We start from the raw sequence: 22,857 nt of genomic DNA on the forward strand, positions 1-22,857 counted from the left end.
ATGACAAGGAATCATGAGTGGAACGACAGAACATCAATGACCTGATGGTGTTCCTGCTGGTTGCGAGAGAGCGCAGTTTCACGAAAGCGGCTGCTAAACTCGGCGTTTCGCAGTCGGCGCTTAGCCACACGATCCGTCAGCTCGAGGAGCGGCTCGGCGTGCGGCTGCTGACGAGAACGACGCGCAGTGTCTCACCGACCGAGGCCGGCGAGCGGATGCTGATCAGCATCGGTCCGCTTTTTGACGAAATCGGAATGGCGATCGATGGGCTCAACGCCTTGCGTGAAAGGCCTGCCGGAACAGTCCGGCTGACCGCTGGGGACTATCAGATCCAGCATTACATCTGGCCAAAGCTTCGCGGCTTTCTCCATCAATATCCGGACATCAGGCTGGAGCTCGATGTGAATTACGGTCTGCAGGACATTGTCAGCGATCGATATGACGCCGGCGTGCGGTTTGGCGAACAGATCGCCAAGGATATGATATCCGTCCGGATCGGCCCGGATGTGCGCTTTGCGGTCGTCGCCGCAGAATCCTATTTTGCGTCTCGGGATATTCCGGCTCACCCGAAGGAGCTTACTCTACACCGCTGTATCAATCTTCGACTTCCCACTTATGGGGGCCTTTACGCCTGGGAATTTGAGGAGAATGGACGCGAGATCAAGGTCAGGGTGGACGGGCAACTCGTCTTCAACACGATCTATAATGTTCTCGAGGCGGCACTTGATGGTTTCGGTTTTGCCTATGTTCCGGAGGATATCGCCAGGCCGTATCTCGAGACCGGGCGCCTGCATCGGTTTCTCGAAGACTATTCGCCCTACTGGGAGGGGTTTCACGTCTACTATCCCAGCCGCCGTCAGTCCTCGCCGGCCTTTTCCCTTCTTGTGAACGCGTTACGCCATTCTGGCTGATGCGGCTGGAGGAACTAAACGGCCTCCTGACCGAACCGCTTCGGCAATTCGCTCGCAAGAGCGTCGATCGCCAGCCTGGACCGTAAAGGCAGATGCTGTGCAGCCGGCCAGACGGCATAGGCTTCGATCGTCGCACTTGGCCTGTCCGCCCAAAGCTCAACCAGTCTGCCAGCACGTATGTGATCGCTGATGAGCCAATGGGGCTGCCAAGCAAGCCCCATGCCTTCGATCGCGGCATCCGTAATGGCTTCAAGGTCATCGAAACGGAGCCTCGAACTGACGGGCACATCGACGAGATCCCCCGATGCGTCCGGAAGCCGCCAGGGTAACGCGTAATCGTTGCGCCAATAGACGAGCGTGTCGTGATCCCTCAAATCGGCAAGAGTATGCGGCTGTCCACGGTCCGCAAGATATGCGGGAGACGCGCACAGCGCCTTGCGTTGGCCGACGAGCCGCCGAGCGCGCAATGACGTTCCATTGCCAAGCGCGCCGTTGCGCACCGCAAGGTCGAAGCCGTCGGCGATCATATCAACCTGGCGATCATTGAAGCTGAGTTCGAGTTCGAGCTTCGGATGCTGGCGAGCATAGGAACGCAGAATGGGCGCAACGCAATAACGGCCGAACAATACCGGCAGCGATACGCGAAGCTTGCCGACGACCTCGCGCCGTCCGGTTTCCAGCAGGGATTCGCCCGTGCGCAATTCCTCGATGGCGCGCAGGCACCGCTCGTAATATTGTTGACCGTCTTCTGTCAGGGATTGCGTGCGCGTCGTTCGTTGAAACAGGCGGACGCCAAGCCGCTCTTCCAGGCGCGCGATGGCCTTGCCGACCGCCGAAGGCGTGAGGGAGAGCCGATCGGCCGCACGTTTGAACCCACCAGCTTCGACCGCCTCCACAAACACTTCTATCCCGTCAAATCTGTCGCGCATGGCGAAACCTTTTTGGATGCTTTCGTGACGCGATTGTGGAATTTCCGGAAGTAAACAAGTGAAAAACAATCGCCACTACTGAACATCATTCTATTGTAACGATGATATCAAGCAAGTGACGTTTTCAGGGCGCTCGACCCAAATCGTCCTTCCGTCCTATGAATTCTCCTCGCAGGAAGGCGAGCAAGTTGTTGATTTCAATCGTATACGACAGCGGATTTGGTCATACCGCACGCGTCGCAGAAGCGGTGGCGGCCGGGATTGGCGAAGTAGAAGGGGCAGAGGCGAAACTGATGGCCGTCGCGGACGGCTCGATAGACTGGGAAGCACTTGAGCGAAGCGACGCCATCATCTTCGGATCGCCGACCTATAACGGCATGATTAGCGCCAAGCTCAAGCAGTTCTTCGAAGATTCGACCAAGGCGGCCTGGTCGGCGCAGAAGTGGTGCAACAAGATCGCGGCCGGCTTTACGAATTCCGGAGCCCAGCACGGCGACAAGCTGAACTCGCTGATATCCATGGCTCTATTCGCCGCTCAGCACGGCATGATCTGGGTCGGCCTCGATATAATGCCTGGCAACAGCAGCAGCACCGGCAGCGTGGACGATCTCAACCGGCTGGGAAGCTGGCTGGGGGTTATGACCCAGTCGAACGTGGACCAGGCTCCAGACGTCGCTCTGACGGATAGCGATTTGAAGACGGCTCGATACCTCGGCCGGCGCGTGACGGAGACCGCCAGCCGGTTTCAGCCGGCCTAATCATAGCGCAACTAAGGAGTCCCCTATGAAATTGCTTTGCCTTGATGTCCCGCAGCCCGGCGCCGCGCTTGAGAAGTATCAGCCGCATATGCAGGATGAGGCGCGCCATGCGTGGCAGATGTACAAGGGTGGCATCATCCGTGACATCTATTTCCGGCAGGACCGACCCGGTGTTGCTATTATCGCGGAAGCCGCCTCCGTCGATGCAGCCAAAGCGGCACTTGCCGAATTCCCCCTCGCCAAGGCCGGCCTGATCGGTTGGGAAGTAATCCCGCTCGGTCCCTTTACGAATTGGGAATCGCTGTTCGCGCCTGGGAATGCGTAGCGCGCAAACGCCCCTCGGGCTCTGCGTGCGCAGGAAGGCGACGCGGTGCGGACCGGTAGCCTGCGCACCGGCGCGACAACTCGGAGAAAGCAATCATGAACGCACTGGGCGTTGCAGCTCGATCAGCCGCCGGACCGCTTGAGCGTTTCGTCTTCGAACGGCGCTCGCCACGGTCGGATGACGTTGTTATCGACATTCTCTATTGCGGTGTCTGTCATACCGACGTCCATATGGTCCGCGACCATTTCGGCTTCACGAACTACCCCATCGTGCCGGGCCACGAAATTATCGGGCGGGTGCGGGAGGTCGGAACGGGCGTATCCCGCTTCAAGGCTGGCGACATGGTCGGGATAGGTTGCATGGTCGATTCCTGCCAGCGCTGCAAGCCCTGCCTCAAAGGCTGGGAGCAGGACTGTGTCGAGGGGCCGACCTTTAGCTATGCGAGCAGCGATCGTCAGGATGGTACGCCGACCTATGGCGGCTATTCCGACTCGATCGTGGTGCGTAACAAGTTCGTATTGTCGTTGCCCGACGGGCTCGATCCGGCCGGCGCCGCACCGTTGCTTTGCGCGGGCATCACGACCTGGTCGCCGCTGCATCGCTGGAATGTCGGCAAGAACAGCAAGGTCGCGGTGATCGGGCTGGGTGGGCTCGGCCACATGGCTCTGAAGCTTGCCAAGGCGCTCGGGGCCGATGTCACCCTGTTCACGCGTTCTGCCGGGAAGGAGGAAGACGCCTTCCGTCTCGGCGCGGACCATGTGGTGCGGTCGAGCGATGCGCAGCAGATGGAAGCCGTTGCCGGTCGCTTCGACGTCATCATCGACACCATTCCTTACGATCATGACGTCAATCCCTACATGCCGACATTGACGCTGGAAGGCGTGCTCGTTCTCGTCGGCTATCTCGGGCTGCTTGGCACGCCGGTAAACGCCGGCGGGCTGGTGCGCGGTCGCCGGGCGATCTCCGGCTCCTTCATCGGTGGCGTGCCGGAAACCCAGCAAATGCTCGATTTCTGCGGGGAGCACGGCATCGTTTCGGACATAGAGATCATTCCCATCCAGAAGATCAATGAAGCTTATGAGCGCATGTTGAAGAGCGACGTGAAATATCGCTTCGTCATCGACGTGACCTCGCTCAAATCCTGAGGAAACCGAATATGACAAACACGATCAAGCCCATCCTGTGTGTGGTGACCAGCCATCCGATCCGCGGTGACAGCGGCGAACCGACCGGCTTTGCCATGGTCGAACTCACCCATCCCCTCCAGGTCTTCGACAAAGCGGGAATCCCATACGAGATCGCCTCGATCCGCGGCGGCCACCCGCCGATTGATTTCTTCGATCTATCCGATGCCGCCAACGCCCATTATTGGAAGGACAAGGACTTCCGCAGCGCCCTTGCCGACTCGCTGATCCTGAAGGATCTCGATCCATCTCGCTACTCGGCAGTCTTCTTTGCCGGCGGTCATGGCACAATGTGGGACTTCGCCGACGACAAGGCGGTGCAAAATGTCATCCGTGACATATGGGAAGCAGGCGGCATCGTCTCCGCGGTCTGCCACGGCCCAGCCGCGCTGGTGAACGCGACACTGTCCGACGGCAGCTATCTCGTCGCCGGCAAGAAGCTTGCCTCCTTTACCGATGAGGAGGAGGCGGAGGTCAAGTATACAAAGGTGGTGCCGTATCTCCTTGCCACCACTCTCAAGCAGCGCGGGGCGCTGCATCAACCGGCACCCAACTGGTCGGAGAATGTCGTCACCGATGGCCGCCTGATCACGGGCCAGAACCCGGCTTCCGCCCATGGCGTCGGCCAGGTTCTCGTCGATCAGTTGGCTGCGAAGCAATAAGGCCGATCTCCGCATCTTCGGTCCAGCAACGGAACCCCTACGCGAGGCGATTGGCTTATTCTCACATCCACGCGGCATGATGAAACATGGCGCATCGTCTGGCGCCGCAGATGACACTGACTGAAGGGTTTCAGAGATGAAGATCATCGCGATCGAAGAGCATGTCCTTCCCGATGAGGTGAAGGATGCGTGGAAGACCATACCCGGCGCGGATGACGGGACGCTCGGCCTCAATCCGGGTATAATCGGCGAGCGGCTCGCAGATCTCGGAGAGCAGCGGTTGGCGCTGATGGATGAGACGGGCGTCGATGTTCAGGTTCTCTCCCTGACGACACCAGGTCTCAACAATCTAGGTAGTCACGGCATCGATCTCGCCCGCCGCGCCAATGATCTGCTGGCGGGGGCAGTGGCTGCCAATCCATCGCGCTTTCAGGCGATGGCGGCTTTGCCATCCGCAGATGCAGACGCGGCGGCGCCGGAATTGCGGCGATCCGTCGAGCAACTCGGATGTAAGGGTGCGGTTCTTTTCGGACGGGTCGGCGACAAAAATCTTGATCATCCGATCTTCGAGCCCACATTCGCCTGCGCGGCCGAACTCAACGTTCCGCTCCTGATCCACCCGCAAATTCCGCAGACGAGCGTGCGCGACTCCTATTATGCGGGCTTCGGCGCGCCCGTCGATCTCGCGCTGTCGACATTCGCGCTCGGATGGCATTTGGAGGCTGGCATCCAGTTCGTGCGCCTGATCCTGGGAGGCGTTTTCGACCGCTATACGAACCTCCAGGTAATTCTGGGTCACTGGGGCGAGTTGGTGATCTTCTATCTTGAGCGGCTTGTCATGCTTGATCGGGTGTCCAAGCTCCAGCGGCCGTTCATCGAATATGTTCGCAGCAATCTTTATCTGACTGCAAGCGGGATGTTCAGCCCGGCTTATTTACAGCAGGCGGTCGATGTTGTCGGCGTCGATCGCATCCTGTTTTCGACCGACTATCCCTATCAGTATCATCCGGGCGGCGATGCACGCGGTTTCCTTGCGAGGCTGGGGTTGGATGATACCAGCAAAGCGAAATTCGCTCATCGGAACTGGGAGCACTTGACCGCAGTCGGTGCCGAGATTCGGGCCCCGCTCCATCCAGGTATCTGACTAGCAGCAATACGGACTCTCTCAGGCAAGCACTGAACCTGAGGCACCTCAGCCATATTGAGCTGGAACGAAAGGCACAGTGCAGAGATTGTTATCTGGTTGTTGAGATAGGAGTTTAACACCCAAACAACGGGCCGACGGTTCTTATCCCTTCCCATCAGACGGATCCGGTTTTGTTGACTGTGAGCCGACCAATTGCCTAACAGCTTTCACGGCATGGTCCATCTCGCCGCCGCCAGATACTGGCTCAAAGCTGTCCCCACGCGCCTTAGCTCGCGTCATATCGGACGCGAGCGTCCTGGATGTTCTCCTGATTGGTGTTCGCCCACGTCACGAGACCCATGACTGGCGCAAGAAGCGTCCGTCCCACATCCGTCAATTCATAATCCACGCGCGGCGGAATAGTGGGAAACAATGTCCGCTTCACCAACCCGTCGCGCTCGAGGCCGCGCAAGTTAATCGTCAGCATCCGTTGTGAGATGCCGTCGATCCGACGCCGCAGTTCATTGAAGCGAACTGGCCCATCCTTGAGCGTTGCGATGATGTACAGGGTCCATTTGTCGCCGACGAGATCGAGGATTTCCCGGACCATCCGGCAGTCGTCACCTTCGCTCGGGGTAGGAAAATCAATGTCACCAAGTGTCATAAGAGTGCCTTCTTGCGAGGGATATGGCGGTTACCTTAATAGTGTCGGTAACAAGAGTTTACTACCCAATTCACGTCGGAGCAACCATGACCAACATCCTCCTCGTTACCTCGAGCCCTCGTGGCGCCGAAGGCCTGTCCACCCGTTTTGCGACCGAGATCGCCGAAGGCTTAAAGGCTCGCTTGGGCGGCACGCTTATGACTCGCGATCTGGCGGCCAACCCACTGCCGCATATCGCGCAAGCCTATATTAACGGCCGCGTCGCGGCTCCCGAGGCGCGCACGCCCGAGCAGGTCAAGGCGGTCGGCCTTGCCGAGGAGCTCATCGACGAGGTGAAGGCTGCTGACGTGATCGTCTTGGTTCGGGCATGATCAATTTCGGCCTGTCGTCGCAGCTCAAGGCCTGGTTCGATCATATCACTTGGCCGGGCGTGACTTTTGGTTACAGCGAAGCCGGCAGGCCGCAGGGATTGCTGACGGGCAAGAAGGTCTATCTCGTCGCTGCCGCAGGCGGCGTCTTCGCGGAAGGCGAGTGGGCCCCTTTTGATTTCCAGACCGCCTATCTGCGCCACCTCCTGGGCTTCATCGGCCTGACCGACGTCGAAATCGTCCGCGTAGAAGGCACCGTCTTCGGCCCTGAGGCGGCCAAGGCCGCCATCGCAGCCGCCGAAGTCCAGGTTCGTACGGTCTTGGAAAAGGCAGTTTGAAGGCCGGCCGGTCGGCTGCTCAGGCTGCGGGCGGTCACGCACATGTCGGCAGCCAGAGCCGCTGCACCAGCCAGAAGACGAAAAGGAAAATGAGATGAAGATTGCTCTCTTTGGAGGGACCGGACCAACCGGAAGACACATTATCGAAGAGGCACTCCGGCAAGGTTATGAGCTGTCCGTCTACACGCGTGACGCCGGAAAGCTCTCTCCATTTGGTAGCAAGATTGGGGTCGTCGTCGGCGACCTCAACAATCGCGAAGCGATCAAAGCATGCGTCGCGGGCGCAGACGCTGTCATCAGCTCGCTCGGGCCAAACAGTCTGAAAGCGCGCGAGAAGCGGCCGATCATGCGCGGCCTCGGCACGATCATCTCTGTCATGGAAGAGCTAAACGTTCGTCGCCTCATTCAGATCTCGACGGCCGCCTATCGTGATCCGAAGGACGGTTTCGACTTCAAGTCGCAAGCATTCGTCATGCTGTTCAAGCTGATTGTTCACAACGCCTATGACGACATCAAGGCGACCGCCGAACTGGTGAGCAACTCGCATCTCGATTGGACCCTGGTTCGGATTCCCAACCTCAAGGATAGGCCCGCAACAGGTCAAGTGGACGTCGGCTGGTACGGCAAGACGAAGCTCGGCATGAAGCTGTCCCGCGGTAACCTTGCGAAATTCCTGGTCGATCAGGTCGCAGCCAGGGAGTTCGTGCACGCCGCGCCGGGTATAGCCGATCGCAGCTGAGGAGAGATGGTTCATCAATTTGCGGGCATGCGCGCTGCAATTGCCGTCGATGCACCACTCGATTCGGCATAGTGGCCCATAACATCGAGTGCATCCGGTGCGGCATTCAGGAGCGACAGACCCAAACGCGCGTCGCAAGGAAGGAGAAATCTGTGTCATCCAAGGGATTTACGACGGCCGATGTGCCCGATCAGTTAGGCAGATGCTTTATTGTCACGGGGGCCAATACCGGCATAGGCTTTGAGGTGGCGAGCGCGCTGGCCGCGCGGCGTGGGCGGGTGCTGCTTGCCTGCCGCGACGAAACGAAGGCGAAGGCCGCGATGAGTCGGATTCGTCAAGAGACTTCGGGTGCTGATCTCGCGTTCCTGCCGCTTGACCTGGCGGATTTGGCGAGTGTGTTGAGCGCAGCCGAACTCGCCGCCAAGGAGCCACGTATTGACGTGCTGATCAACAATGCCGGCGTCCAGGGGCCAACGCTGAAGCACACGGCGCAGGGCTTCGAGCAGACCTTCGGCGTCAATCATCTTGGCTGCTTCGCGTTCACCGCGCTGCTACTGCCCAAGCTCATGGAAACGCCCGGATCGCGCATCGTCGTCACGAGCAGCGGTCTCCATAAGGGCGCAGAGATCGAGTGGGACGACCTCAACGCGCAGAAGAGCTTCAAATGGCTGCCGCGTTATAACGCCAGCAAGCTTGCAAACCTGCTCTTCGTTTTCGAGTTGGATCGGCGGTTGCGAGCGGCAGGAGCGCTGGCAACGGCGGTAGCCTGCCATCCGGGTCTTGTCGGAACGAACCTCGCCCGCGGCAGTTGGTGGGGCAACATAGCGATGTCCCTGATCGGCTTGCTATTCGCCACGCCCGCTATGGGCGCCTGGGGCGCGCTGCACGCAGCGACCGGACGTATAAAGCCTGGCGGTTACTACGGGCCGACGGGATTATCCGGGCTGCGGGGTCCTTCCGGTGAAGGTGCTCCCTCTGAGGAGGCGAGAAATCCGCAGCTCGCCAGGCGACTGTGGGATGTGTCCGTCAAGATGACCGGGATCGACCCCGCCTTGCCTCCCGTCAATGGCGCGTCCTGACTTATATGTACAAAGCGTCGCAGTCGCCGCCAAGCGGCTCAGATCAATCCAAGACTGTCGATTCAACGATCAGAAGGATAACGTAATGCTGCAAATCGATCTTTACACCGAGATCAGCTGCCCGTGGTGCATCATCGGGCACCACCGTCTCGATAAGGTTCTGGCCGAACGTTTCCCTGAGCTGGACGTGGATATCCGTCAGCACCCGGTCCTTCTGCTTCCCGATGCGCCAGCGGAGGGCCTCTACATCCCCGATCTTCTCCTCTCGCGCTATGGCGTGACGGATCCGAAGGCTGCATTCAGTCGGCCGGAGGCCGAAGCGCGGATATCCGGCTTTGACCTCGACCTGAGCCGCCAGCCCTGGACTTACAGGACGCAGGCAGCGCACGGATTGATCCTTGCAGCGCAAGCGCGAGGCACGCGAGCATCAGCTCGCCGTCGCGATCACCGATGCTTACTTTCTGGAAGCAAAGAACATCTCGGACGGCGATGTCCTCGCGGATATCGCCGTTGCCTATGGGGTCGAACGCGAAGAAGCCCGCGCGATAGCGCTCGATCCCGAACAACATAGACGTGTCGAGCAGGAGGCGGCCCGGTCGATGGCGGCCGGAGTCGGGTCAGTTCCTCACTTCGTCTTCGGCGGACGCACCGCTATCAACGGGGGACGCAGCGAAGACGAGATTGCAGCCGCTATCCGTGAGGCTGCTGGTGTCGCCGCGTCCGCCTGATGTCAAACTCCTCTTGTACATCAGCGATCATGAAGGGCTGCCGTGACCCTCAGAAGGGATAATGCTGGGCCGGATCCTCGATGGTAATCCACCGGAGATCGGTGAATTCGGCAATGGCTGCCTTGCCGCCGAAGCGACCGTAGCCGCTGCCTTTGACGCCGCCGAAGGGCATTTGCGCTTCGTCATGCAGGGTCGGACCATTGATGTGGCAGATGCCGGACTGGATGCGGCCCGCGACCGCAAGCGCGCGCTGCACGTCGCGGCAGAAGACGGCGGACGACAGGCCATATTCCGTATCGTTGGCAACACGCACCGCCTCATCCTCGTCTGCGACGCGGATGATCGGTTTTACCGGACCGAAGGATTCCTCCGAATAGACCCGCATGTCAGGTGTGACAAAATCGAGCAAAGTTGCTTCGACCACGGTGCCGTTACGCTTGCCGCCGGCCACGAGCTTGGCACCCTTCGCCTGCGCATCGGCGATCAACTCCTCCATCTTCTTGGCAGCCTCAAGGCTGATCAGCGAGCCGAGGACAACGTGGCCGCGCGGATCGCCGGCTGGCAGAACGGCGGCACGCGCCGCAAGCTTGGCGACGAAAGCATCCGCGATCGCCTGATGCACGATGATGCGTTCGGTCGACATGCAAATCTGGCCCTGATGCATGAAGGCGCCGAAGATCGCCGCATTGACGGCGCCGTCGATATCCGCGTCCTCAAGCACGACCAGAGGTGCCTTGCCACCGAGTTCCAGAAGAGCGGGCTTCAGGTGCTTGCCGCTCAGCTCGGCGATGATCTTGCCGACCTTCGTCGAGCCGGTGAAATTGACACGGCGAACGGCGGGATGGGCAATCAGCGCCTCGACGATCCCAGGCGCGTCTTCCGGCGCATTGGTGATGACATTGATGACGCCGGCAGGTAGACCCGCCTCCGTCAGCGTCGTCGCGATCAGCCGCTGCGTGCCGGGGCACTGCTCGGAGGCCTTGAGGATCACGGTGTTGCCGCAGGCGATCGGCATTGCAATGGCGCGCGTTGCCAGGATCACAGGCGCATTCCAGGGTGCGATGGCAAGGCAGACGCCGGCGGCCTGACGCACGCCCATGGCGAGCGTACCGGGCTTATCGGACGGAATGATCTCGCCGCCGATCTGTGTCGTCATGGCGGCCGCCTCACGCAGGATATTGGCCGCGAGCATGACGTTGAAACCGGCCCACGGCGCCGTCGCGCCCGTCTCCTCCATCATCAGCTTGGTAAACTCGCCGACCTTGGCATCCATGATATCGGCAGCCTTGGCCAGGATCGTGCGGCGTTGTCCGGGGCCTGTGCTCGACCATGCGGAAAAGGCACTGGAGGCAGCCTCAATCGCGGCGGCGACATCCTCGGGTCCTGCTGCCGGCGCCGTGCTTGCCAGCTCTCCGGTGAACGGATCGCGACGGTCGTAGGTGCGGCCACTGGCGGCCGGCTTGTCGACGCCGTTGATGAGAAGGGAAATGTTCATCTCTTGTCTCCTGATGAGGATGGTATTTCAAAAACCAAGCACGTCGGCGTTAATGGAGGCTTCCAACCCGCCATCAACCGGCAGGTTGGCGCCGTTGATCCAGCGCGCGCCGTCCGAGCAAAGGAACAGAATGGCGGGCGCGATATCAGCCGATGTGCCGGCGCGGCCGACACGGGTGATATCGCTGTCGACGCGGGCATCGCCGAGCACGGCGCGGAACTGTTTCAAAATCGGCGTCTCGACCGGACCGGGGCTGACGGCATTGACGCGAATGCCACGATCTTTGAAGAGGCCTTGATGCGCTGCGCGCATCGTCCAGAGCAGCAACAGTTCCTTGGAAAGCGGATAGCCCGCTTCGTCCTTCAGTCCGTGCTCGCTGACCAGAGAGGCCACATCCGGAAAGCCCTGGATGGCAGTCAACGTCTTTGCCCGTTCCAGATTGGCGCGCCAGCCATAGCCGGCGATCGAGGCGACGTTGACGATCGCTCCACCCTCGCGCAGCCGAGGTGCGACAGTTTCCGAAAGAGCGCGCAGACCATAGAAGTTGACGGCCAGTGTCGCCGCGACGCCGGTGCTTCCGGAGAGGCCGGCGACATTGGCCAAGGCATCGATGCGGTTCGGCAGTTGATTGACTATTTCCTCGACGCCAGCGGCGGTCGAAAGATCCCCTTTGATGAAGGAGCTGATGGCCGATGACGGTTCCCGGACATCGACGCCGATGACATCTGCCCCCATCTGTCCCGCAAGCTCCGCGACACGCGCGCCAATGCCCGAGGCAACGCCGGTAATGAGGATGATCTTGCCGAAAAGCATGATTTTACCTTTCCCATGAAATGCAGCGAATGCTGCCGCTATTGTTTGGCCTTGAAGAGATCCGAAATCGTCAGTCGATAGCCCACGGGTAAAAGCTGCAGATCGAAGCGGCGTTCGATTTCGCCCCAGAGGCCGCGCGGTAAATAGAGGGAGAAGAGCACCGCCGTCGCGCCGAGGCCGACCAGATACCAAACTCCCGCTCCGCCGAAGACAGTCTCGACGATGAAGAAGAGAATAGCGCCGAGGATCGCGCCCTCGAACTTGCCGATGCCGCCGACCAGCACCATGAAAATCATGTAGGCGGTCCACTGCACGCTGAAATAGGTCTTGGGCTGGAAGGTGACCGCCGTTGCCAGCCACAGGCCACCGGCAACAGCAATGCCGAAAGCGGCAAGAACGAAGAGCAGGCGCTTTGTTGCCGCGACGCGAACGCCCACGGAGGTTGCCGCATCCTCATTATCGCGGATCGCCTGCATGGCCGCCCCAGCTCTGCTCCGCATCAAAGCAAAGAGCGCGCCCAGGAGGGCGATCATGGCCGTCAGCGCCAGCCAATAGATCGCTACGCGCCGTGTGCTGCTGTCATAGGCGTTCAGGGAAATCAGCGAGGTTCCGGTTTCGCCCTGAATGAGCCGATCAAGATTGACGAGCAGATGCGCAAGCTCGGCCAGCACCCACATGCCGATGGCAAACTCACCGCCCTTCAGCCGCAACATCAGCCACGAGAGCAGTAGCGATATGACGCCGGTGACGACTGCCGCGGCGACGAGCGAAACGAACGGATCGAGCCCCGCATCTGCCAGACGGATGGTAAAATAGGCGCCAAGTCCGAAGAAGACCTGCTGGCCAACGGAGACAAGGCCACCGAAGCCTGCGAGCGCATTCCACATGGCCGCCAGGATCACGTAAATGAAGAGGGCGGTCATGCGATCGGTGACGCCAGCGCTGGCGATGGTGGGCACAGCGGCGAGAAGGCCGATTGCCAGCATCATGGCAGCCAGGGTCATTCGCGAGGACGCAGTCCAGCGCTCGACTGAAATTCCAGGCTCGATCGTACTCATGATTGACTCCGAAGACGTGGGCGGATTTTACCGAGGCTCAGGAGGCCGAACTGGTGCAGCCGCACGAAAAGAACGAGAAGGAAGGCGATATGGCCGCCGATCAGAAAGCCCTGTGGATGGATCTGGGCACCGATCGACTGCGCCAGTCCCAGCACGATGCCGCCTAGCAAAGTTCCCCAGAGCGAACCGGCGCCGCCGATAACGGCTGCCTCGAAGGCAAACAGCAGCTGTGGTCCGCCTGAATAGGGATTGAAGGTCGCCCGCATGGCCAGAAACGCACCGGCAATACCGACCGTGACCATAGTGATCGCAGTCGCGACAGCGTTGACGCGGCGCGCATCGATGCCGACGAGGCCGGCTGTATCTGGATCCTCCGCCGTGGCGCGGATCGAACGGCCGAGTGCAAAGCGGCTCAAGAAGAACTGCAGCCCGCCGATGACCACGATTGCTGTCACCATCATCAGGACGGCAAGCTTGCCGACGAAAACGTGACCCGGCAGCTGCCAGGACGCGTAGGAGAGATTGCCGATGAAGGGCGCGAGCGAGCGCGTATCCGCCCCGAATTGTTCGAACAGCAGATTATCGATAACGATCGACAGGCCGAAGGTCGTCAGGATCGGCAGCAATGTTCCGCCGCGCGCGCTGCGCTCCAGCACGAAGCGCTGCAGAAGCCAGCCGATGATTGCCATGACAGGCAACACGATCAGCAGGCCGACGAAGGGCGGAATGCCGAGTTTCGCCGCCAGCAGCCAGAGGCCATAGGCGGCGGCAACGGCAAGGCTGCCATGCGCGAGATTGATGATGCGCATGACGGAGAACATGAAGGACAGGCCGCAGGCGATGACGGCATAGTAACCGCCGAGCAGAATGCCTTGGATGAGGGTGTTGGTCACGAGACGCTCCTCTCGGCTGTCGTCCGATGCAGGCCGAAATAGGCCCGGGTCACCTCCTCGCGCGTTACGCCACTCGCCGGCCTGTCGAGCACGATACCGCCCTCCAGCATGCAAATGACACGGGTTGCGACGCTCATAGCGCGTGCCAAATCCTGTTCGACGAGCACGATGGTCGTACCCGACGACAATAGCCCTTGCAGTTGCTGGTAGACCCGATCGACGACGAGCGGCGACAGGCCGAGGGAGACCTCGTCGAGAAGCAGGATGTCGGGATTGCTCATCAGCGCCCGCCCGATAGCCGTTGCCTGCTGCTCACCACCCGACAGATGGCTGGTTTTGGCGTGCCGCCGCGGCTTCAGGTTCGGAAAGGCATCGAAGACCCGCTCGACCGTCCACTCACCCTTACGGCCGGCGCTGGTGCCGAGCAACAGATTTTCCTCGACCGTCATCTGTGAGAACAGTCGTCGTCCTTCCGGAACGAGCGCAATGCCCCTGGCGATGCGCTTGTGCGAGGGAACCGCCGTGACATCTTCGCCGTCGAGCAGGATCTGGCCGGAATCGGGTAGATGCGCACCGGCGATGGAACGCAGCAGCGTCGTCTTGCCCGCGCCATTGGCGCCGACGAGCGCCAGCACCTCGCCCTTGGCGAGATCGAAACTGATGCCACGCACCGCCTGCAAAAGGCCATGTCGGACATCGAGATTGCGAATGGAAAGAATGCTCATGCGGGCGTTCCTCCAAGATAGGCGCGCACCACTTCGGCATCGCTCATGACCGCCTTCGGATCGCCGTCGGCGATGATCTTGCCCGCATCCATGCAGATCAGCCTTTCGACGACCTGCAGGAGAATGTGAACGATATGCTCGATCCAGACGATGCCGATGCCGCGCCGCCGCAGTTCGAGAATGGTGCCGACGAGTTCGCTTGCCTCGCCGTCCGTCAGCCCGCCACCGATCTCGTCGAGCAGCAGCAGGCGCGGACCGGTCGCAAGCGCGCGGGCCAGCTCAAGCCGCTTGCGATCGAGCAGGCCGAGCGTGTCGGCGCGGCGATTGGCGACGCCGAGCATGCCACAGAGCCGCAAAGAATCGACAACGCGCTCGTAGGCCTCTTCGCGGCTCGACGCCTTGCCGTGCGCGGCGGCAACAAAGACATTCTCGAATGTCGTCATGCCGCTGAACGGTTTTGGAATCTGATGCGTCCTGACAAGACCCGCCCGGCAACGGTCGGCGGCCGTCAAAGCCGTCACATTCCGGCCATCGAAGGTGATCGTTCCCTCGTTCAGCGGAAATGCGCCTGCCAGCGCGCTCAGCAAGGTTGTCTTGCCGGCGCCGTTCGGGCCTACGATGCCGACGGCATCGCCTTCTCCCATGGAAAAGTCGAGGTTTTCGAGGACCACAAGCGCTCCGAAGCGCTTGTGGATCCTCTTGGCCGAGAGAAACTCGCCTCCCGGCCGATGTCCTTCTTGTCCCTGCACGATAGCATTACCCATTGTAGGCGATGAGCTTGGCCGCAACGGGCACGTTCGGATCGGTGGCGTGTTCGGTCACGACATAGTCGAGCGCGAATTTCGATCCGGCCGGCGCCTTGACCCATTGCGTGCCGATGATCGGCCCTGGAGAGACATTGGCGACAGGACCGCTGGTAAAATCCACCTTGCCGGCGATGGTCGTCGTTTTCAGCGCGCTCAAGGCCTTGGCAACGGCTTCCTTGCTCTTCGCATCCGAGGCGACTTTGAGCGCATCGAACCCCGCGTCGATAAGCGCCAGGCTCGCGCCAAGCTGTTGCGTCCATTGCTTGCCGCTTGCCACCTCGTAGCCGTCAGCAAGCTCGGCTCCGGAAACGCCCGTCAGCGACGACTTGTAAGGGAAGGCCTTGTGCCAATAGGCGGCGCTGGCGATATTGACGCCGAGGTCGCCGAGCGCCTCGATATCGGACGGAAACAGCCCGGTCTTGGCGACCTGGCAGATCTTGATCTGCTGGATAAGGCCCTGCTGCGCCGCCTGACGCCAGAAGGCGGCAAAATCCGGCGGAATCGGGAAGCTGTTGAAGATCTCGACGCCTTCCTGACGGAAGAGCGCGATCTGGGAAGAGAAATCCGTAGTTCCCGTCTCATAGGCGCCGGGATCGACGATGGTAAAGCCGGCCTTGGCAAGCGCCGGCGCCAGATTGGCGCGGATGGCATTGCCATCGGCATCGTTCGGATACATGACCCCGACCTTCTTGTTGGTCTCGATCAGATTCCATTGCGAGATATAGGTCTTCAGGAACTCGCCAACACCGAAGCCGAAGTGATAGGTCCATTTGAACGGCGAAGGCGCGCTGGGCTTGGCACCGCGCCCGAAATACCAGGCCTCCCATGGCATGACCGTCGACAGGCACGGCACGCCCGCCGCCTCGCAGGCATCGGCGACAGGATTGATGGTTTCAGGCGTCGAGACCGCCAGCATCAGGTCGACCGCCTGGTTGTTGATCAGGTCCTTTGCCAACTGGCCGGCGCGCGACGGATCGGACTGCGTGTCGCGGTCGAGAATTTCGACCTTCCAGGTCTTGCCGCCGGCCTGCAATCCATTGGCCAGCGCCTTGCGCGCGAGATCGAGCACATAGCCATCGGTTTCGCCGAAGCCACCGAGCGGCCCGGTGCGCGGACTGATGAAACCGACCTTCAGCGTGTCATCGGCGGCAAAAGCCTTGCGTCCGCCGAAGGCCAATGCGCTCGTCCCGGCCGCAGCGGCGGTCATAAAATCGCGCCGTGTCAGTCCCACGCCCGAAATCCTTCCCTTGAAACCAGTCATGCAATTCCCTCCCTCTTTTGCGGAGCCCTCTTAACTCCGTGTTCCCTTGTGTTTTGCCGATCCAAAACTCAGATCGGATAGTCACGCCTGCCCGAAGCAAGCGTGATCCAGCGCAGTTCCATGAATTCGTCGATTGCCGCCTTACCGCCGAACCGGCCATAACCGCTCGACTTGACCCCGCCGAAGGGCATTTGCGGCTCATCGGAAACCGTCGCCTCGTTGATGTGGCAGATGCCGGCCTCGATACGTTTTGCAACGGCCAGCGCCTGGTTGATGTCGCGGCCGAACACCGCCGAGGACAGTCCGTACTCGTTGTCGTTGGCGATAGTGATGGCCTCCTCGACAGTGTCGACGCGGATGATCGCCGCCAGCGGTCCAAAGCTTTCCTCCCGATAGAGGCGCATGGCGGGCGTCACATGATCGACAACGGTCGCATCCACCAGCATGCCGTTCGCATGCCCACCGCAGACGACGACCGCTCCCTTCTGCAGGGCATCGTCAACGAGCGCCCTGATCCGCCGCACCGCTTCGGCGTTGATCATGGTTCCAAGCGGCGTATTTCCTTGACTTGGATCTCCGGCCACGAGCGTTGCGGCCTTCGCCTTGAATTTCTCGACGAATTCGTCAGCGATCTCCTCAAGCAGGATAATGCGTTCCGTCGACATGCAGATCTGGCCCTGGTTCATGAAGGCGCCGAAGGCGGCGGCGCGGACCGCCTCGTCGATATCGGCATCGGCGAGCACGATGAAGGGCGCCTTGCCGCCGAGCTCGAGCAGGCAGCGCTTCAGATATCTCGCCGATGTCTCGGCAATGATCCGCCCGACGCGCGTCGAGCCGGTGAAGTTGATCCGCCGCACCGCTGGATGGGCGATCAGGGCCTCGACGACGGTGGCGGCATCCTTGGGAGCATTGGTGACGACATTGATCACACCCGGCGGAAAGCCCGCCTCGCGCATGACCTCCCCGATCAGGCAATGGGTCTTCGGGCAGAGTTCGGAAGCCTTGAGCACGACCGTGTTGCCGCAGGCAAGCGGCATGGCGATCGCCCGCACGCCAAGGATGATCGGCGCGTTCCAGGGTGCGATGCCGACGCAGACGCCGGCGGGCTGGCGCATCGCCATGGAGACGTTGCCGGGAATGCCAGAGGGGATGATCTCACCTGCGATCTGCGTGGTCATCGAGGCCGCCTCGCGCAATATGTCGACGGCAAGATCGCAATTGATCCTGGCCCAGAGGGCGGTTGCCCCGGTCTCTGCAATCATCGCCGCTACGAAATCCGCCGATCGCGCAAGTAGAACGTCTGCTGCCCGATTGAGCATGACGCGGCGTTCACCCGGTCTCAGTTCCGACCATGCGGGAAAGGCAGCAGCCGCGGCATTGGCCGCCCGCGCTGCGTCCGATACCGAAGCCGCCGGCGCGATGGTCGCGACATCTCCGGTCGCCGGATCAAGGCATTCGAAAGTGGATGCATCTGACGCATCGACCGTCTCGTCATTGATCAGAAGCTTTGCCATAAACATCGCGATCGTCCAATCCTTCGCCGGTCTTCCTTCAAGCACATCAACGGGAGAAGGCGCGCACAGACACGCGCGGCCAGGATAGGGCCTCGCAATCGGGATCTGTTGTGTGGAGTCCTCCTCCCAGAGGCTCATGAGATGAGATTACGCCATTGCAATTGGGAAGGAATGTGTTTTTCTGGGTTAATGTTGTAATTATTTGGCATTCCCGGCGACAATATCGCGATGCCGGCAGGAGGAGAGCTTCATGGTTTCCGATGGTGGTATCCATCACCATGCACACGGCGAGTGGCGAGAGCCATCGCTGTCGCACCGGACGATTCGTTTCCAAAAAGGCATCTATGCCGATTTTCACCATCTGTTTCTGCTGCAGTCTGGAAGGGCTGTCTTGTTGTTCGAGCCGGAGGAGCAACGATCGCTACAAGGACCGGCGCTCGCTTATCTGCCACCGCAGGCACGGTGCGAGCTCCAAATGGCTGCGGGCGCCGCAGGCTTCCTGATCGGCGCGTCGCCACAGATCATGGTGGACGCGATCGGCGACCAGGCGGAATCCTATGCGCTGCGGACTTTCAGCGAGCGGCCCTGGCTGACGGACGAACCGAAGCCGCATGCCGTCGAAGAGACGCAGCCGCTAGTGGCGGGCTTCGTGCGGGAGCTCGGCGATCCCTCTCGCGCCTCTTGGATGGTCATCTCCGCCTATTTGCGGCTGATCCTCATGACGGTGTGGCGCACCGGCGGCAGTGAGGCGGCCGAGCAGCGCGGCCGTGGAGGCGGCGCCTCGATCCTGCAGCGGTACCGGCAATTGGTGGAGATCTGGTTCCGGCAGCACCGGCCGATCAGCGATTATGCGCGGGAGCTCGGCGTCACCACCGATCGCTTGCATTCCATATGCAGCAATGCGCTCTCGCGCTCTCCCGTACAGCTCCTGCATGAACGCGTCGTCCAGGAGGCGAAGCTGAGGCTGGAACGCTCAGCCAGAACCGTCCAGGAGATTTCGGACAGTCTTGGATTTCGGGATCCCACCTATTTCAGTCATTTCTTCAAGAGAAAGACCGGATTTTCACCCGCAAGCTACCGCGATTTTGCCAGGAAGGCGGAAATCGCGCGCAGCGACATGCTCTCGTCGGGCTATTCGGACTGGCCGTGATCAGATTTCGGACAGGCAGGCCCTGCAGCTCAGGCGTGGGTGGGCCTGGATGCCGTCAGCATCAAGGCATCCAGCGCCGCAACACCTTCGCCGTCGGGATAGATCACGACCGGATTGAGGTCTATTTCCCGGATCGTCGGTTCGGCCAGCAACAGCTGGCTGAGTGTGGCGATGATGCGGGCGGCGGCATTCACGTCGAGCGGCGGCGAGCCACGAAATCCGCGCAGCAACGGCGCATTCTTCAGCCGATGTAGCTCGCGAACGATAGCGTCATAAGGCAGATCGGGTGTCAGAATGCGGACGTCCCCGAGAATCTCCGCCGTAATGCCGCCGAAGCCCGCGAGGATCACAGGTCCCCAATCCGGATCGTTGCGGGCGCCGATGATCAGCTCGATGCCGCGTTTGCCCATGGCTTCGATTAGCACGCCGTCCAGAGTGAGACCCGGGCGATGGCGCGCGACATCGGCATGCAGCTTGGCCCAGCCCTCCTTGAGGCTGGTTGCGTCCGCCAATCCGATAACGACGCCACCCGCATCGCTCTTGTGGCTGAGATCGGGGGATTGCGCCTTCAGCACCACCGGATACCCGATCGCGTCAGCTGCCGCGAGAGCTTGCTCAAGGGTTGTCACCAGGCGGCCTTCAGGAAAGGGAATTCCGAGTGGCGCCAGGATTTGCTTGGCTCGATATTCGGGAATGAGACCTCCCTGCGAGGGGAGGCCGGTAATCGCGACCGGAGCTGCCGTGCGGGTGGCAATGTCGCGAGCCGCGAATGCGTCTATGCGTTTCAGCGCCCGGAAGGCCCGTTCGGTCGACGGGAAATACACGATGCCGAGCGCGCGCAACTGCGCGATATAATCGGCCGGGATAGGGGCACCCTCGTCGAGTCCGGCAAAGATCAGCGGTTTCGCCGGCTTGTGCTCTTGCACTGCTTTCAGGATCGGCGGCAGCTTGATGGCCGAGGTGACAGGGTCGGTCTGGATAATGCAGGCGACAATGCTGGCGAAACGGGTATCGTCGAAGAGGGCGGTGAGCGTTCGGTGGTAAAGGTCCGGCTCCACGAGGCCCTGTGCGGTTAGATCCAGCGGATTGCTTACGGCGACGAAGGGCGGCAGGACGGTGCGCAGCGCTGGCGCGGTCTGATCGTTAATGGGAAGAAGATCCAGCCCAAGCTCCTCACACAGATCGAGCGTCAGCGCCTTGAACGCGCCGGATTCGCCAAGCACTGCCGGGCCTCCGGCCCGGAGTACCGGGCATCGCAGAGCGATCTCGGCGACGTCACCAAGTTCCTCAAGCGTCTCGACCAGAATAACGCCGGCACTTGCGACTTTGGTGCGCATGACCTGATAGTCACCGGCCATGGCGCCGGTGTGGGTTGCGGCGGATTCACGCGCCGCACTGCTCCGTCCGGGATGAAGAAGGACGATACGCTTTCCCTTCGCATGTACTTTGTGCGCCGCGGCAAGGAAACGGGCGGGCTTGCGAAACTGCTCGACGATCATCGCGATGACCCTCGTGGAGGTATCCTCCACCAGAAACTCCACATAGTCTTCGACGCCACTTGCGGCTTCGTTGCCGGTCGAAATGGAATAGGAGAGGCCGAGATCGCGGCTGGCGAAGGTGACGCCGAGGACGGCAGCCATGGCACCACTCTGCGACACGATAGCAATGCCCGCCCGGGCGCCTAGTGCCTCTGACGCGGTTTCGATGAAGGTGAGGGGGATGCGATCAACATGGTTGACCATGCCGAGGCAGTTCGGCCCCTCGATCACCATTCCCACTTCGGTCGCTATGCGGGTGATCTCACGTTGATCGGCCAATCCTTCCTCACCGCCCTCGGCAAAGCCCGCCGAAAAGATCACCGCCGCACCGACACGTCGGCGGGCAAGCGCCTCGATTGAGGGAAGCACGGCAGCCCGCGGCACGGCAAGAACGGCCGCATCCACCCCGTCCGGCAAGTCATCTATCGAGGCGAGGCAGGGCCGGTCGCCGATCTCGGTTCGTTTGGGGTTGATCAGATGAATGGCACCGGCATAGCCGCTGCGGTCGAGATTGGACAATACCGAAGCGCCAAGCGCGCCGGGCTTGTCGGAGGCGCCGACGATCGCCACCGATCTCGGACGCAGCAGCCGTTCCATCGAACCGCTGGGAAGAGCCGATGGGGGTGCACTGGTGGTCTCGACCGTCATGGTGGGGCGCTCCTCAGGCCTGGTGCTTGGATTTGTCATAGGCACCCAGCCCGGGTTTATAGGTCTTGTCGTCGATGAACTGCTTGATACCTTCCTTGCGTCCCTCGTTATCATAACTGTTGGCCGCTTCCTGGGCGCGGACGAGGTAGTCCTCCGCATTGTCGTAGGTCATCTCCCGCACGCGGCGAATGGCATCCTTGGTGGCTTTGAGCGCGACGGGGTTCTTCTGCAGCAGGATATTGGCGACATCGGTCACGCGCGCCTTCAACTGCGCAAGCGGCAGGGACTCGTTGACGAAGCCCCATTCGGCCGCCTTCTTGCCGCCGATGTTCTCGCCGGTCAGCGCGTGGTACATGGCGTTGCGGAAGGATGTGAGTTCGGTCGCCACCTTGGCGGCGCCACCGCCGGGCAGGATGCCCCAGTTGATTTCGCTCAGTCCGAATTTGGCTTCATCGGCGGCAAAGGCGAGGTCGCAGGCGAAAAGAGGTCCATAACCCCCGCCGAAGCACCAGCCGTTCACCATGGCGATGGTCGGTTTTTGATACCAGCGCAACCGGCGCCACCAGCCATAGCTCTCACGCTGTGCCTTTCGCGTACCCTGTAGACCGTGAGCCTCGGTCTCGCGGAAATACTCCTTGAGATCCATACCTGCTGACCAGGCCGTACCCTCACCGGACAGAACCAGCACACCGACATCGGCCCGAAACTCGAGTTCGTCCAGAACCTCCATCATGCGTCGATTGAGCGTGGGGCTCATGGCATTGCGTTTCTCCGGGCGGTTGAAGCTGACCCAGGCGATGCCGGCTTCAACGACAAAGGCGACGGTATCTTTTTCGGGATGTTCTGTTGTCATGATGTTGTCCTTCTTGCCGTTTGGGCCTGCACCTCAAAAAGGGAACCGGCCGCAAAGTCGTGACCTGCGTTGAATTGGGTAAAGCCTCACCAGAGCCTGGCGAGCCGCAGTGAAATCCAAGATGAGGCGCTTTGCGCCGGCTGGTGCGAATGTGCAGAAAGCTGTTGCGATCGTTGATCGACGGATCGCGGCGTATCTGCAGATATCTAAAAGAAGTTCCTCTAATACCGGCATGTGACCTCCTCGTCGGTAATGTTATGTCTCATAGCATCATTTGATTGTTATGCGCAAT

The 22,857-nt window shown here is 60.9% G+C and carries 21 protein-coding genes and 2 pseudogenes; 11 read left to right on the top strand and 12 right to left on the bottom strand.

What is annotated here, in order from left to right; genetic code table 11:
* Positions 1–17: 17 nt before the first annotated feature.
* Positions 18–911: a LysR family transcriptional regulator gene (locus AC13RE_RS11565; RefSeq protein ID WP_488563018.1), complete on the top strand. Its 894-nt coding sequence runs from the start codon at positions 18–20 to the stop codon at positions 909–911.
* Between the two features lie 14 nt (positions 912–925).
* On the opposite strand, the gene AC13RE_RS11570 is transcribed toward AC13RE_RS11565, so the two are convergent.
* Complete coding sequence (locus tag AC13RE_RS11570) at positions 926–1,840, bottom strand: LysR family transcriptional regulator (protein WP_488563019.1); 915 nt, start codon at positions 1,838–1,840, stop codon at positions 926–928.
* Positions 1,841–2,028: 188 nt separating this feature from the next.
* Between AC13RE_RS11570 and AC13RE_RS11575 the strand changes: the two genes are divergently transcribed.
* From AC13RE_RS11575 to AC13RE_RS11595, 5 genes are all read left to right on the top strand, one after another.
* On the top strand, positions 2,029–2,598 hold the full coding sequence (locus AC13RE_RS11575) for a flavodoxin family protein (RefSeq protein WP_488563020.1): 570 nt from the start codon (positions 2,029–2,031) through the stop codon (positions 2,596–2,598).
* A 25-nt stretch (positions 2,599–2,623) separates the two neighbouring features.
* Positions 2,624–2,923: a superoxide dismutase gene (locus AC13RE_RS11580; RefSeq protein ID WP_132721987.1), complete on the top strand. Its 300-nt coding sequence runs from the start codon at positions 2,624–2,626 to the stop codon at positions 2,921–2,923.
* Positions 2,924–3,018: 95 nt separating this feature from the next.
* Complete coding sequence (locus AC13RE_RS11585; protein WP_488563021.1) at positions 3,019–4,068, top strand: NAD(P)-dependent alcohol dehydrogenase; 1,050 nt, start codon at positions 3,019–3,021, stop codon at positions 4,066–4,068.
* Between the two features lie 11 nt (positions 4,069–4,079).
* Positions 4,080–4,769, top strand: a complete 690-nt coding sequence (locus tag AC13RE_RS11590) for a type 1 glutamine amidotransferase domain-containing protein (protein WP_488563022.1) — start codon at positions 4,080–4,082, stop codon at positions 4,767–4,769.
* Positions 4,770–4,905: 136 nt separating this feature from the next.
* Positions 4,906–5,913, top strand: coding sequence for an amidohydrolase family protein (locus AC13RE_RS11595; protein WP_488563023.1), 1,008 nt, complete (start codon positions 4,906–4,908; stop codon positions 5,911–5,913).
* A 268-nt stretch (positions 5,914–6,181) separates the two neighbouring features.
* On the opposite strand, the gene AC13RE_RS11600 is transcribed toward AC13RE_RS11595, so the two are convergent.
* Positions 6,182–6,559, bottom strand: a complete 378-nt coding sequence (locus tag AC13RE_RS11600) for a winged helix-turn-helix transcriptional regulator (RefSeq protein ID WP_132721632.1) — start codon at positions 6,557–6,559, stop codon at positions 6,182–6,184.
* Between the two features lie 86 nt (positions 6,560–6,645).
* Here AC13RE_RS11600 and AC13RE_RS11605 point away from each other — a divergent pair.
* The 4 genes and pseudogenes from AC13RE_RS11605 (at position 6,646) to AC13RE_RS11620 (ending at position 9,811) form a co-directional block, all read left to right on the top strand.
* Positions 6,646–7,265: pseudogene (locus tag AC13RE_RS11605) on the top strand (FMN-dependent NADH-azoreductase).
* A gap of 94 nt (positions 7,266–7,359) precedes the next feature.
* The gene (locus AC13RE_RS11610; RefSeq protein ID WP_488563024.1) at positions 7,360–8,004 is read left to right on the top strand and encodes an NAD(P)-dependent oxidoreductase; all 645 of its coding nucleotides are present in this window, start codon (positions 7,360–7,362) and stop codon (positions 8,002–8,004) included.
* 152 nt (positions 8,005–8,156) lie between these two features.
* Positions 8,157–9,083 carry an oxidoreductase gene (locus AC13RE_RS11615; RefSeq protein WP_488563025.1) on the top strand — a complete coding sequence of 309 codons (927 nt, stop codon included), beginning with the start codon at positions 8,157–8,159 and terminating at the stop codon, positions 9,081–9,083.
* 85 nt (positions 9,084–9,168) lie between these two features.
* Positions 9,169–9,811: pseudogene (locus tag AC13RE_RS11620) on the top strand (DsbA family oxidoreductase).
* Positions 9,812–9,860: 49 nt separating this feature from the next.
* Here AC13RE_RS11620 and AC13RE_RS11625 read toward each other — a convergent pair.
* From AC13RE_RS11625 to AC13RE_RS11660, 8 genes are all read right to left on the bottom strand, one after another.
* Positions 9,861–11,306, bottom strand: coding sequence for an aldehyde dehydrogenase (locus AC13RE_RS11625; protein WP_488563026.1), 1,446 nt, complete (start codon positions 11,304–11,306; stop codon positions 9,861–9,863).
* Positions 11,307–11,333: 27 nt separating this feature from the next.
* A complete protein-coding gene (locus AC13RE_RS11630) occupies positions 11,334–12,119 on the bottom strand; it encodes a coniferyl-alcohol dehydrogenase (RefSeq protein WP_488563027.1) in 786 nt (261 codons plus the stop codon).
* A gap of 38 nt (positions 12,120–12,157) precedes the next feature.
* The gene (locus AC13RE_RS11635) at positions 12,158–13,177 is read right to left on the bottom strand and encodes a branched-chain amino acid ABC transporter permease (protein ID WP_488563028.1); all 1,020 of its coding nucleotides are present in this window, start codon (positions 13,175–13,177) and stop codon (positions 12,158–12,160) included.
* On the bottom strand, positions 13,174–14,070 hold the full coding sequence (locus AC13RE_RS11640; protein ID WP_132721620.1) for a branched-chain amino acid ABC transporter permease: 897 nt from the start codon (positions 14,068–14,070) through the stop codon (positions 13,174–13,176). Before AC13RE_RS11640 ends, AC13RE_RS11635 begins: the two co-directional genes overlap by 4 nt.
* The gene (locus tag AC13RE_RS11645) at positions 14,067–14,795 is read right to left on the bottom strand and encodes an ABC transporter ATP-binding protein (protein WP_132721618.1); all 729 of its coding nucleotides are present in this window, start codon (positions 14,793–14,795) and stop codon (positions 14,067–14,069) included. The genes AC13RE_RS11640 and AC13RE_RS11645 overlap by 4 nt, the downstream gene beginning before the upstream one ends.
* Positions 14,792–15,544, bottom strand: coding sequence for an ABC transporter ATP-binding protein (locus AC13RE_RS11650; RefSeq protein WP_488563029.1), 753 nt, complete (start codon positions 15,542–15,544; stop codon positions 14,792–14,794). Before AC13RE_RS11650 ends, AC13RE_RS11645 begins: the two co-directional genes overlap by 4 nt.
* A 7-nt stretch (positions 15,545–15,551) precedes the next feature.
* Complete coding sequence (locus tag AC13RE_RS11655; RefSeq protein WP_488563030.1) at positions 15,552–16,862, bottom strand: ABC transporter substrate-binding protein; 1,311 nt, start codon at positions 16,860–16,862, stop codon at positions 15,552–15,554.
* A 68-nt stretch (positions 16,863–16,930) separates the two neighbouring features.
* The gene (locus tag AC13RE_RS11660) at positions 16,931–18,382 is read right to left on the bottom strand and encodes an aldehyde dehydrogenase (protein WP_488563031.1); all 1,452 of its coding nucleotides are present in this window, start codon (positions 18,380–18,382) and stop codon (positions 16,931–16,933) included.
* A 244-nt stretch (positions 18,383–18,626) separates the two neighbouring features.
* Between AC13RE_RS11660 and AC13RE_RS11665 the strand changes: the two genes are divergently transcribed.
* Positions 18,627–19,526, top strand: a complete 900-nt coding sequence (locus AC13RE_RS11665; protein ID WP_488563032.1) for a helix-turn-helix transcriptional regulator — start codon at positions 18,627–18,629, stop codon at positions 19,524–19,526.
* A gap of 29 nt (positions 19,527–19,555) precedes the next feature.
* Here AC13RE_RS11665 and AC13RE_RS11670 read toward each other — a convergent pair whose 3' ends face one another.
* Both AC13RE_RS11670 and AC13RE_RS11675 read right to left on the bottom strand, forming a co-directional pair.
* A complete protein-coding gene (locus tag AC13RE_RS11670; RefSeq protein ID WP_488563033.1) occupies positions 19,556–21,712 on the bottom strand; it encodes an acetate--CoA ligase family protein in 2,157 nt (718 codons plus the stop codon).
* 13 nt (positions 21,713–21,725) lie between these two features.
* Positions 21,726–22,565: a p-hydroxycinnamoyl CoA hydratase/lyase gene (locus AC13RE_RS11675; protein WP_488563034.1), complete on the bottom strand. Its 840-nt coding sequence runs from the start codon at positions 22,563–22,565 to the stop codon at positions 21,726–21,728.
* Positions 22,566–22,857: the final 292 nt, after the last annotated feature.

This window comes from Martinezella sp. CNPSo 3959 (genome assembly GCF_057784355.1).